Source organism: Methanothrix harundinacea 6Ac (assembly GCF_000235565.1).
Classification (GTDB): domain Archaea; phylum Halobacteriota; class Methanosarcinia; order Methanotrichales; family Methanotrichaceae; genus Methanocrinis; species Methanocrinis harundinaceus.
Genome location: NC_017527.1, coordinates 1,268,942 through 1,278,672, shown reverse-complemented (window position 1 = coordinate 1,278,672; position 9,731 = coordinate 1,268,942). Strand labels below are relative to the sequence as shown.

The following is a 9,731-nucleotide window of genomic DNA, read 5'->3' as shown; positions in this document are numbered from 1 at the left end:
TCGATCTAGATCCCGGAATCCCGATCCCGGAGCCGGGCCCGGATCACGTCCAGCTCCCGCGGCCGGAAGAGCCTCCACCCAGCCTTCGGGAGGGCGAGCCCCCGGAGGACGGCGGCGGGGGTTCCGTCCCCCGCCTCCCCCATCAGGAGGTTCGCCATCCCGGCGACCTCGTCGGCGATCGCCTCCAGGGTTATCTCCAGCTCCCTCCCCTCCAGGTCCCGCTCCCCCCGCCAGTCCCGCAGGGCCGCGATCCCGGCCCAGCCGATGGCGACGCCCGCGACGCCGCAGCGGAAGGGCCTTCCGCAGGTGTCGGTGACGATGACGGCGCAGTCCCTACCGAGGCGGCGGCGGATCTCCTCGGCGCTGGCTCCGGGGTCCACCGGGAGGAGTAGGATCCTCCCCTCGCCGACGTTCGATCTATCTATGCCGGCGTTGACCCCGATGTGGCCGAACCTCGTCGCCACCAGGAGGAAGGGGTGATCTAAAAGAACCTCCTCCGCCTCCTCCAGGACCGCCTGGACGAACCTCGGATCCTTCTCCAGCCTTCCGGCGATCTCCTCGGCCCTGGGGGAGGGGGAGTAGTCCTCGAGCCTCCTCGCCCGCCCTTCCGCCTTGGAGACGACGGTGGAGGCGATGCAGACGACGTCGCCGTCCTGGACGGCAAACCGCTCCCTGATCATCGCTGCGAGGTCGTCCCCCTCCTTTATCGCGGGAAGGCCCCTCACCAGATGGCAGCAGACCGGGTCCATAGAGATCGGCTCCGGAGCGGCTAGAAGCTACCTGAACCGCTCCTCGTAAGGCATTCTGCTCAGGTGGTAGAGCCTCGCGTGGACGAGAAGGTCGAGGAGGTAGGAGTAGTTCTCGGCGACGATGGCGAGCCTCTCGTCGCCCCGCTCCTCCCAAGGTAGAGAGTTGTAGCTATCGGCGAACTCCTTCCAGTACCCTGGGGGGAGGAACTCCAGGAGGTAGAGGTGGCGGTCGGTGAAGGTGAGGTTTATCTCCGGCTCCATGGCAGATAAGCCCCCTCAGGCCGAGCCCTTCCTCTCCACGACCTCTGAGAAGGCGAGGGTTCCGCTGATCTTCTTTATCTTCGCCCGGACGATGTCGCCCTTGGCCGTCCCCGGGACGAAGATCATGAACTTGTCGACCCTGGCGATGCCGTCGCCCTTCCTCCCCACCGAGTCGATCCGCAGCTCGTAGGTCTCCCCCTCCTCTATGACGTCCTTGGGGACGACCGTCTTCGTCTTCCTCTTTCTGACGGGCCGATGAGCCCCGCAGGCCTCGCACTTGAGCATCAGGACGCGATCGCTCCTGATCAGCTGGGTGTCGGGCCTGTGGCACTCGGAACAGATGACGTACTCCTGGACGTAGGAGTCGATGTGCCGCTCGAGGTTCTGCTCCGTGAACCTCCCCTGGAATACGGCGTGCTGGCCCTCGATCTTGCCGGCGGTCCCCATCTCCTGGAGGATGAACTTCATCAGGTGATCCGGGTCCCGGTTGAGGGCGTCAGCGATGCCGGCGAAGTTCTCCAGGACCGTCGTCTTCCCCTCGTAGAAGATCTTCGGGGGGGGTATGACGAACCTGTCCTCCGTACCCCTGGAGGCGGGAAGCCTGCTCATGGCCCGCTCGAGCCCTTTCATGTAGTCTTCCATCAGAACACCGACAACCTCGATTATTTTATCAGCTCGGCGCCCTTCTCGACGACGATGTAGATCGGAGTGGGCAGCTTATGTCCCGCCCTCCTCAGGGCCATCTTCGCCTGGGGGACGCTCGTGGGGGCGGTGCTGACGGAGAAGATCTTCTGTTCCGCATCCACCCTCGCAGCGGTCCCGACGGCCTTCCCAAAGGCGTGGCGCATCCCGCTGGAGACTCGGTCTGCCCCGGCCCCCGTCGCCTGCTTGTTCTCCCGGAGGACCTGGTGGGGGTAGACCCTAAGCTTCATGTGGAAGTTGAGCCTTCCGACGTAGGTCATGAGATAACGGTTGGCTGTGACCCTCGCCGCCTCCAGGGCGGTGTGCCTGATCTGGCAGGGCTCCTTGGCCACCAGGGTCAGGGTGACGGGAAATTCGGTGTTGAGGTTGCCCATGTCGTAGTGGACGACCTTGCTCCCCGGAACGCCCCCCATGTACTCTCTCCGGGTATAGGGGCGCTCCAGCCTTCTGTACATGCTTGCTGGTTTACGTGTCAAAACTGAACTCCTCCAAAGTGATCTTGAGCCTGCCTAGTAGATCGATATGGTTTATAAGCGTTGGGGGCGGAGGGCGGGGGGGTTTAGCGGCCGCCCCCGGCCTCAGACCGTCGTCGGGGTCGACGCGGAGATCTCTCCCGCGAGGGAGATCTTCATCACCGCCTCCGCCTCGTCGACGGAGCCGGTGTTGGCGAGGGCCCACATCAGCTTCACCAGGGCCACCTCGGGGAGGATGTCCCCGCCTTCGATACCTCCGGCGGCGAGGATGTCTCGGCCCGTGTCGTAAACCCGGTCACAGACCCTCCCCCGGAGGCACTGGGAGGTGATCACCACGGGGACCCCCGCGTCGGTGGCGGCCTTTATCGACCCCACCCAGTCGGAGGCGACGTGGCCGAGCCCCGTCCCCTCCAGGACGATCCCCCGGTACCCGGCGGCGATGCATTCCTCGAAGAGGTCGGGGCTCCCTCCGGGGAAGTACTTGACGAGGGCACACCTCGGCTCGAGCCGATCGTTCACCTCCAGCTCCACCTCGCCCCTCCTCCGGAAGTCCCCCAGGATCTCGAGATCCCGGGACGGATAAAGGACCCTGGCGATGGGGTGCTGGTTTATGCTCCGGAAGGCGTCCCTCCGGGAGGTGTGCATCTTCCGGACCCGAGTACCCCGGTGGACGAGGCAGAAGTCGTCGCTGGTGGACCCGTGCATCACCACCGTCACCTCGGCGATATCCGTCGTCGCCACCCTGGCCGCCGAGATGGCGTTCATGGCGGCATCGCTGCTGGGCCGGTCGGAGGACCTCTGGGAGCCGACGAGGACGATCGGAACCGGGGTCTTCACCATGAAGGAGAGGGCGGCGGCGGTGTAGGTCATGGTGTCGGTCCCGTGGGTGATGATGACGCCTGCTGCGCCCTTCTCTATCTCCGACCCGACGGCCCTCGCCAGGACCTGCCAGTACTCGGCCTTCATGTTCTCGCTGAGGATGTTGTAGATCACCTTCCCCTCGTAGTTCGCGATCTCCAAGAGCTCCGGGATCGATGATATGATCTCCTCGGCGGAGAACTGGCTGGTGACAGCCCCCGTCCTGTAGTCGACTTTGCTGGCGATCGTCCCCCCCGTGGAGAGGATCGAGACCTTCGGGAGCCCCTCCGAGCGCGGCAGGGGCGGAGGCGGGGGGACCTTCAGGGCCTTCCCCCGAGCCAGAAGCTCCACCACGGACCGTTCCGGATCGAAGCCGGCGTTGTAGCCGCTCTCCATCTTGATGACCACTCTGCCGCTGACGGAGGGCATCAGGACCCCCTCCCGGCGGACGCCGTCCTTTGTGACCGCTATTCTATCCCCCAGTTCCAGCATCACCGCATCAGCTCCTGCCTCCTTTTCGACAGAGGGTGATTTCGAGGGATGAAAAACGTTCCCCTCCGGGGGGCGGCCATCGACGGGGAGGCGCCATCTCTTCCGCCAAGGCGCGACAGATTTATATCCTGGTGATACAACCCTCGGTGCGGTATGGCAAAGTTGCTATAAGAAAACAATGTTGCCCAAAATTCTGGAGGGGGGCTGAAGATGGTCTCATGGTGGTGGTCGGGTTCTGAAGGGCGGACCGAAGGCTCATATCCGGTCCTTCTTGGCAACAAAGGTGGCGATCATCCCCGTTCTCCTCGGCGGTCCGGGCTCTGGCTCCCCGGGCGGATCCCCGCCCGCGCCTCTCGGCAGGCATCTATAATTTTCCTCGGCCTGATCGTCCTCGTCTCCGCGGTGGGGATAGTCCCCGGGGGGGCCCTGGCCGCCCTGGACCTCTCCGTGACATCCTCGGCAAAGGGCGAAGCCGTCGTCGCGGGAGAGAGCTTCAGCTACACCTTCGAGGTGAGGAACTCCGGCCCCGCCGCCTCCGTGATCATCACCACCAACCTCTCGATCCCCGAGGGGGTCACCCTGGAGTCCTTCACCGTCAGCCGGGGAGAGTACGACCGGAGGGGTGGGGTCTGGACCGTCGGGGACCTCTCCGCCGGGGGGGTCGAGAGGCTGACAGTGGATCTGGTGGTCGCCCCTTCGGTCCCGCCAGGGACGGTGATCTCCGCCGCCGCCAGGGTGACGGAAGATCGGGCCGACCCCCGTCCGGAGGAGATCGAGGCCTCCACCCAAACCACGGTAATGGCCGAGGCGGAGGTGAGGGTGGTGGTGACGTGTCCTTCCCCGGAGGAGGGTGGAGAAGATATGCCCCTTTACGTCGTCAATGTCGCCAACCACGGCCCTAGCTACGCCCGAAATGTATGGTTCATGGATCTCATCCCCGTGGTGATGTGGCTCAACGGCGCCAGGTACAGGAATGAGGCGACGGGGGATGAAGGGGATTGGATCGGTTTTCTGGATCTGGGCGACCTCGCGCCGGGGGAGACGAAGCGGGTCAGAGTCTACGGGGACCTCTCACCCACCACAGCAAGATCGAATCCAGGGGTGACGATCACCGTCAGGTGGATGGACTCCGTCGATCCGGCATGCAACTCAGAGGTCTCGAGCTGCCGGGTCGATCGGATCGGTTGAGTCGGCCGCCCCGGGCCTCGGTCTACTCGAGGAAAGCCGATTAATATGCGTGCGATGAAGGTTTCTGGGGAGGCTTTTCACTTTGATATATTTCGTCACCGGGAACCGGGGAAAGTATGAGGAGGCCCAAGAGCTTCTGGGGGACGTAGAGCAGAGGAAGATCGGGTACCCCGAGATCCAGGCCGACACCCTTGAGGAGGTGGCGGTCTATGGCATCCGGGATGTGGTGGATAGGCTGCCGGGGCCCGTGATGATCGAGGACGCGGGGCTCTTCATCGACTCCCTGATGGGTTTTCCCGGGGTCTACTCCGCCTACGTCTTCGATACCATCGGAAACGAGGGGATCCTCCGGCTGATGGAGGGAAGACCCCATAGGAGGGCGGTCTTCCGGTCGGTGGTGGCGTACGCGGAGCCGGGGATGGAGCCGATCCTCTTCTCGGGGGAGCTGGAAGGGGAGATCGCCCTCGAACCCCGGGGCTCTGGAGGATTCGGGTACGACCCGATCTTCCGGGTGGGGGAGAAGACGATCGCCGAGATGGACCTCGCGGAGAAGAACCGGATCTCTCACCGGGGCGGATCTATCCGCGCCCTGAAGGAGTGGCTTGGGGCCCGATGAGCCGCCGGGTCAGCATCTCTTCTTCTTCTGAAGGACGCACTTGGGGAGCATCCTGCTGTCGATCTCCTTTATCCTCGGGGCCTGGACGGCGGAGATGTAGAGGGTCCTCCCTTCCACCTCGAGCCTTCTGTCCATCGGCTTTGGGGGGCTGAGCCTCACCGGTAGGAGGATCGGCCCCTCGCAGGTGGTGGCTATCCGAAGCTCTGAGAAGCTCTTTTTGATGTACTCCCGGATCTCCGGGGATATGGTGGGGTCGGGGAGAGGGCCATTTCGGGGGAGTTTTCCTGGCATCGCCGGATTCTTCGTCCTCCCCCTAGAAATAGTATATCCGCCCGATGGTGGGCCCTCGCCCCAGGGCGAGGCGGATCTCGCCCTCCCTGAGGTGGGATGCCCTTTATAAGCCCCGGGGCTGAACCTCTCCTCATGGCGAGGAGGAAGAAAGGATACTACCGGGGGAGGGACCTGGCGAGGCAGAGGATCGAGCGGCTCTTCGTCCTCGCCGAGGAGGAGCACGAGCGGCATCCGGAGAGGAGCGACAGGTACGTCGAGATCGCCAGGAGGATGGGGATGAGGATGAGGGTCCGGATCCCCCGCCGGCTGAAGAGGCGGATCTGCAAGGGGTGTCGGTGCTACCTCTCCCCCGGGAGGACCCGGGTGAGGCTGAGGGATGGGATGGTCACCGTCACCTGCCTTGAGTGCGGAGAGGAGATGAGGTATCCGTACCGGAGGCCCCGGTGATCCGGGGGCTCCTCCACCTCCCATCCCTGGAGGTTTTGGGTCTGGGCGGGGTCGAGGGCCCTTCCACCATCCCGCCCGGCGGCCGGGAGGGGCGGGCGGATTCCTCCGGCAGATTTTCCTCTTCCGGAACCGCTCCTACACCGACGCGTCGGGGGCGGAGATCTTTAGACCTCGACGATCGAAGAGCCAGGTACCCCGGCCGCCTCGACCGGAGGTTTCTCCAAAAATTTTTAATATAATGATCGAATACTTGATCAGTGCCGACGATTCCGGAGGTGGATTATGGCATACCTTTGGTCCATTCCCTGGACCTTCATGTCCTCTCTCGGGGTGCTGGACCAGCCCGGTTACTGGCCCCCCGAATACGTGGCGGCATCGAGGGCCTTCCTCGTCCTCCTGACAGCCTATCTGGGCTTCAAGGCGCTCTATCTCCCCTTCAGCTTCAACGATGGGGAGTAGGCAGCCCGCCCCCCTCCCTGCCGCAGAGGCCCAGAGCCTAGGTGGCCCACTGAGCGGTGGCTGGCCCTGCGGGAAGTTATTTCTACAATGTTCTACTATGTACATACCATGCAGCTTCGCTGCGGCAGGTGCGGCGCTCGCTGGGAGTACAGGGGGCGGGCGGAGGTCTACGCCTGCTGCCCCCAGTGCCGGTCGAAGGTGAAGATCGACCTGGAGGGGATCCCCCTCAGCCTTGAGAGGTGGGCGGTCCGGGTCCCCCTGGAGGTCCGGGTCCCCGACGACCTCCCGGGGGCGGCGGAGGCGTTCTACCGGGGGAGGCTGGAGCCGCCCTTCGGGCCGATAGCCATCTCCACTGCCATCAGGCACGACCACAGCAACTACGACGAGCTGGTCATTAGGCTGGAGAAGAAGGCAGCGGAGGAGGGGGCCGATCCCAAAGAGGTGATGGCCGCCTATCAGATCCTGAGGGAGCGGTTCGACCGGGAGATATGCACCCGCCTCTGGAGGTCGATGGCTTGCAGGTGCGGCAGGGGCGATCTGGACGGCGGGGCTGACCCTTGTAGGAGAAGATCGATATGAAGGAAGATAAGCGGAGGCCTTATCGGTTCGTCGAGGCCCTGGGGCCTGAGGCTCTAGGGGCCTTTGAGGCGCTATCTGCCGAGGTTCTTAAGGACGGCGCCATAAAGGGGAAGGAGAAGGCTCTGATCGCCCTCGCCTCTGCCGTCGCCGTCAACTGCCGGTACTGCGTCGGGGCGCAGAAGCGACACGCATCGATGGCCGGAGCCAGCCCCGAGGAGATTCTGGAGGCGGCGGCCGTCGGCGCCCTCGTCCGGCTCGGGTCGGGGTTCACCTACGCCTCCTACCTCCTCGACGATGGAGAGGACGAGGACCCTCTCCCCAGAGGAGGCGATTGAGATGGATGGAGACGGCCGCTGTCAGGGCTGCGGTCAGGATCTGGGGGAGGAGGAGCTGATCCTCCACGAGGGGGAGAGGCTCTGCGAGGAGTGCTACTTCGACCGGTGCCACCGGATCAAGGTCTGCGACCCCTGGGGCGAGAGGTCCAAGCGAGTCTTCCGGGAGATGGCGGGGCTGGAGGGGACGGAGGGGCTGACGGAGGTCCAGGCGAAGATCTACGAGCTCATCAGGTCGAGGGACGGGGCATCCCCCGAGGAGATCGGCCGCGAGTTCGGCCTCAGCCCCGCGGAGGTGCAGAACGAGTTTGCGATCCTGCGCCACTGCCAGCTCGTCAAGGGGAAGAGGGCTGAAGGCAAGATGCTCTTCGTCCCCTGGTAGGCGCTAAATCAGAACGACGCCCTGGGGGCCTCCCCCTCCCTCATGTTGAACTCCATCGTCCAGAATCGGGCCTCTCCGTGGTGCATCCGGAATATGGCCAGGTTCGGGTCCTCGGGGCCCTGGACGATCGCCTTCAGGAAGGGCCTCTCCTCGATCAGCCGGGCCCTCAGCCCGGCGTCGTCGAGAAACTCCATCTCCCCCGCGACCCTCATAATCTTATCGTGGTTTTGTGAAGAGAAGCAGACCTCGACGAGAGGGTTCTTCCGGAGCTGCTGGCAGACCTTCTTCTGCTCGCCGGTGTGGAAGTAAAATCCGGTCTCGTCGGCGAACCACATCAGAAAGGCCCTGACGTGGGGCTGGTTCCCCTCCGCCGTCGCGACGTAGCCGACGGGGTTGTCGTTAGCGAATTTTGTGAACTCTTTCAGGTTCATATAAATCTCTCCGATCCGTTCAAGACGATCCATCCGAGACGGGATTTAGGATGGGGGCCCGAGCCTGCCCCGACGGAACTGCGAAGGAGATCTCACCATCATACTTATATATATTGGAGGGATCGCCCTGGAGCAGCCAGGGGACTGGGTCCCGGATGGTGGTTACGACATGGATTATACCAGAGGTCCTGAAGGGGCAGACGAGGCCATCAGCCCCTTTGCGGAGAGGATGTCCCGGGTTCCCCGGTCCTTCATAAGAGAGATCCTGAAGGTGACAGAGGACCCAAAGACGATCTCCTTTGCGGGGGGGCTTCCAAATCCCCGGTTCTTTCCGGTGAGGGAGGTGGCAGAGGCCGCCCAGAAGGTATTGAGGGAGAGCGGCGAGGCAGCCCTCCAGTACAGCACCACCGAGGGCTATCTTCCCCTGAGAGAGCTGATCGTCGAGAGGTATGCCAGGAAGGGGCTGAAGGTCGACGCCGAGGAGATCCTCATCACGACCGGCTCACAGCAGGGGCTGGACCTCTTGGGAAAGGCGTTCCTAGACAAGGGAGACCGGGTCATCGTCGAGGAGCCGACGTACCTCGCCGCCATCCAGGCCTTCGGGATCTTCGAGCCAAAGTTCCGCTCCGTCCCCCTGAAGGAGGATGGTATCGACCCGCGCGCCCTCGCGGTCGCCCTCTCGGAGGGGCCGGCGAAGCTCTTCTACGCCGTCCCCAACTTCCAGAATCCCACCGGGGTGAGCTACTCCGAGGAGAGGAGGAGGGAGGTGGCCGGGGCGATGAGGGGGCATGCCACCGTCTTCGTCGAGGACGACCCTTACGGCGAGCTGAGGTTCATCGGCGAGGAGGCGCCGTCGATGAGGCGGTATCTCGGGGGGAGGGCCGTCCTCCTCGGCTCCTTCTCCAAGGTGATCTCGCCGGGGCTCCGCCTCGGCTGGGCCTGCGCCCGGAGCGACATCATGGAGAGGATGGTCATCGCAAAGCAGGCATCGGACCTGCACACCAGCATCCTCTCTCAGAGGATCGCCTACCAGTACCTGGTGGACAATGACGTAAGCCAGCAGATGGAAACGGTCCGGTCCGGGTACAGGAGGCAGAGGGACCTGATGGTGAAGATGATCGAGGAGAGCTTCCCCGCCGGGGTCGAGTGCACCAGGCCCGAGGGGGGGATGTTCCTCTGGGTGACCCTCCCGGAGAATATGTCGTCATTGGAGCTCTTCGACAGCGCCATCAAAAACGACGTCGCCTTCGTTCCGGGGCAGGCCTTCTACGCCAACGGCGGCGGCTACAACACCCTGAGGCTGAACTTCTCCAACTCCGACGAGGAGAGGATCGTGGAGGGGATGGGAAGGCTCGCGAGGTCCATCGAGGAGATGATGTAGCCGTCGAGCTGGGGATTGGATGGCGGAGCTTCTCCGGGGGCGGCCCATTCTGAGATCCTCGACCCATCGAGGCTCTCCCCATCGAACGGA

General features: G+C 64.0%; 15 protein-coding genes. 8 read left to right on the top strand and 7 right to left on the bottom strand.

Features of this window, described 5'->3' with window-relative positions; genetic code table 11:
• Positions 1 to 5 precede the first annotated feature (5 nt).
• From MHAR_RS06075 to gatD, 5 genes are all read right to left on the bottom strand, one after another.
• Positions 6 to 749 carry a coenzyme F420-0:L-glutamate ligase gene (locus MHAR_RS06075; RefSeq protein WP_014586737.1) on the bottom strand — a complete coding sequence of 248 codons (744 nt, stop codon included), beginning with the start codon at positions 747 to 749 and terminating at the stop codon, positions 6 to 8.
• Positions 750 to 776: 27 nt separating this feature from the next.
• Positions 777 to 1,010, bottom strand: a complete 234-nt coding sequence (locus MHAR_RS06070; RefSeq protein WP_014586736.1) for a hypothetical protein — start codon at positions 1,008 to 1,010, stop codon at positions 777 to 779.
• A 15-nt stretch (positions 1,011 to 1,025) separates the two neighbouring features.
• Entirely contained in the window at positions 1,026 to 1,652 is a 627-nt protein-coding gene (locus tag MHAR_RS06065; protein WP_014586735.1) for a translation initiation factor IF-2 subunit beta, read from the bottom strand.
• Between the two features lie 20 nt (positions 1,653 to 1,672).
• Entirely contained in the window at positions 1,673 to 2,188 is a 516-nt protein-coding gene (locus MHAR_RS06060) for a 50S ribosomal protein L16 (protein WP_048144430.1), read from the bottom strand.
• Positions 2,189 to 2,290: 102 nt separating this feature from the next.
• Positions 2,291 to 3,535, bottom strand: a complete 1,245-nt coding sequence (gene gatD, locus MHAR_RS06055) for a Glu-tRNA(Gln) amidotransferase subunit GatD (RefSeq protein WP_014586733.1) — start codon at positions 3,533 to 3,535, stop codon at positions 2,291 to 2,293.
• Between the two features lie 402 nt (positions 3,536 to 3,937).
• Here gatD and MHAR_RS06050 point away from each other — a divergent pair, with 402 nt between their 5' ends.
• The gene (locus MHAR_RS06050) at positions 3,938 to 4,723 is read left to right on the top strand and encodes a DUF11 domain-containing protein (RefSeq protein ID WP_187287861.1); all 786 of its coding nucleotides are present in this window, start codon (positions 3,938 to 3,940) and stop codon (positions 4,721 to 4,723) included.
• 82 nt (positions 4,724 to 4,805) lie between these two features.
• Positions 4,806 to 5,339 (top strand): XTP/dITP diphosphatase, encoded by a 534-nt coding sequence (locus MHAR_RS06045; protein ID WP_014586731.1) that lies wholly within the window; start codon positions 4,806 to 4,808, stop codon positions 5,337 to 5,339.
• 9 nt (positions 5,340 to 5,348) lie between these two features.
• On the opposite strand, the gene MHAR_RS06040 is transcribed toward MHAR_RS06045, so the two are convergent.
• The gene (locus MHAR_RS06040) at positions 5,349 to 5,630 is read right to left on the bottom strand and encodes a hypothetical protein (protein ID WP_014586730.1); all 282 of its coding nucleotides are present in this window, start codon (positions 5,628 to 5,630) and stop codon (positions 5,349 to 5,351) included.
• A 132-nt stretch (positions 5,631 to 5,762) separates the two neighbouring features.
• Between MHAR_RS06040 and MHAR_RS06035 the strand changes: the two genes are divergently transcribed.
• The 5 genes from MHAR_RS06035 (at position 5,763) to MHAR_RS06020 (ending at position 7,829) form a co-directional block, all read left to right on the top strand.
• Positions 5,763 to 6,077 (top strand): ribonuclease P protein component 4, encoded by a 315-nt coding sequence (locus MHAR_RS06035; protein ID WP_048144872.1) that lies wholly within the window; start codon positions 5,763 to 5,765, stop codon positions 6,075 to 6,077.
• 282 nt (positions 6,078 to 6,359) lie between these two features.
• Positions 6,360 to 6,536, top strand: a complete 177-nt coding sequence (locus MHAR_RS13680; RefSeq protein WP_187287860.1) for a hypothetical protein — start codon at positions 6,360 to 6,362, stop codon at positions 6,534 to 6,536.
• Between the two features lie 108 nt (positions 6,537 to 6,644).
• Positions 6,645 to 7,115, top strand: a complete 471-nt coding sequence (locus tag MHAR_RS06030; protein ID WP_048144429.1) for a hypothetical protein — start codon at positions 6,645 to 6,647, stop codon at positions 7,113 to 7,115.
• Positions 7,112 to 7,450, top strand: a complete 339-nt coding sequence (locus MHAR_RS06025; protein WP_014586727.1) for a carboxymuconolactone decarboxylase family protein — start codon at positions 7,112 to 7,114, stop codon at positions 7,448 to 7,450. The genes MHAR_RS06030 and MHAR_RS06025 overlap by 4 nt, the downstream gene beginning before the upstream one ends.
• A gap of 1 nt (position 7,451) precedes the next feature.
• Complete coding sequence (locus MHAR_RS06020; RefSeq protein WP_014586726.1) at positions 7,452 to 7,829, top strand: hypothetical protein; 378 nt, start codon at positions 7,452 to 7,454, stop codon at positions 7,827 to 7,829.
• An 8-nt stretch (positions 7,830 to 7,837) separates the two neighbouring features.
• On the opposite strand, the gene MHAR_RS06015 is transcribed toward MHAR_RS06020, so the two are convergent.
• Complete coding sequence (locus tag MHAR_RS06015) at positions 7,838 to 8,260, bottom strand: pyridoxamine 5'-phosphate oxidase family protein (protein WP_048144428.1); 423 nt, start codon at positions 8,258 to 8,260, stop codon at positions 7,838 to 7,840.
• 169 nt (positions 8,261 to 8,429) lie between these two features.
• Here MHAR_RS06015 and MHAR_RS06010 point away from each other — a divergent pair, with 169 nt between their 5' ends.
• Entirely contained in the window at positions 8,430 to 9,641 is a 1,212-nt protein-coding gene (locus MHAR_RS06010) for an aminotransferase-like domain-containing protein (protein ID WP_014586724.1), read from the top strand.
• Positions 9,642 to 9,731 lie beyond the last annotated feature (90 nt).

What these genes read in the sequence shown, in the direction of transcription:
- MHAR_RS06010 (WP_014586724.1), top strand. Translation starts at nt 8,430, where the DNA reads ATGGATTATACCAGAGGTCCTGAAGGGGCAGACGAGGCCATCAGCCCC.
- MHAR_RS13680 (WP_187287860.1), top strand. Translation starts at nt 6,360, where the DNA reads ATGGCATACCTTTGGTCCATTCCCTGGACCTTCATGTCCTCTCTCGGG.
- MHAR_RS06075 (WP_014586737.1), bottom strand. Translation starts at nt 749, where the DNA reads ATGGACCCGGTCTGCTGCCATCTGGTGAGGGGCCTTCCCGCGATAAAG.
- MHAR_RS06070 (WP_014586736.1), bottom strand. Translation starts at nt 1,010, where the DNA reads ATGGAGCCGGAGATAAACCTCACCTTCACCGACCGCCACCTCTACCTC.
- MHAR_RS06040 (WP_014586730.1), bottom strand. Translation starts at nt 5,630, where the DNA reads ATGCCAGGAAAACTCCCCCGAAATGGCCCTCTCCCCGACCCCACCATA.
- MHAR_RS06015 (WP_048144428.1), bottom strand. Translation starts at nt 8,260, where the DNA reads ATGAACCTGAAAGAGTTCACAAAATTCGCTAACGACAACCCCGTCGGC.
- MHAR_RS06025 (WP_014586727.1), top strand. Translation starts at nt 7,112, where the DNA reads ATGAAGGAAGATAAGCGGAGGCCTTATCGGTTCGTCGAGGCCCTGGGG.
- MHAR_RS06030 (WP_048144429.1), top strand. Translation starts at nt 6,645, where the DNA reads ATGCAGCTTCGCTGCGGCAGGTGCGGCGCTCGCTGGGAGTACAGGGGG.
- gatD (WP_014586733.1), bottom strand. Translation starts at nt 3,535, where the DNA reads ATGCTGGAACTGGGGGATAGAATAGCGGTCACAAAGGACGGCGTCCGC.
- MHAR_RS06065 (WP_014586735.1), bottom strand. Translation starts at nt 1,652, where the DNA reads ATGGAAGACTACATGAAAGGGCTCGAGCGGGCCATGAGCAGGCTTCCC.
- MHAR_RS06035 (WP_048144872.1), top strand. Translation starts at nt 5,763, where the DNA reads ATGGCGAGGAGGAAGAAAGGATACTACCGGGGGAGGGACCTGGCGAGG.
- MHAR_RS06020 (WP_014586726.1), top strand. Translation starts at nt 7,452, where the DNA reads ATGGATGGAGACGGCCGCTGTCAGGGCTGCGGTCAGGATCTGGGGGAG.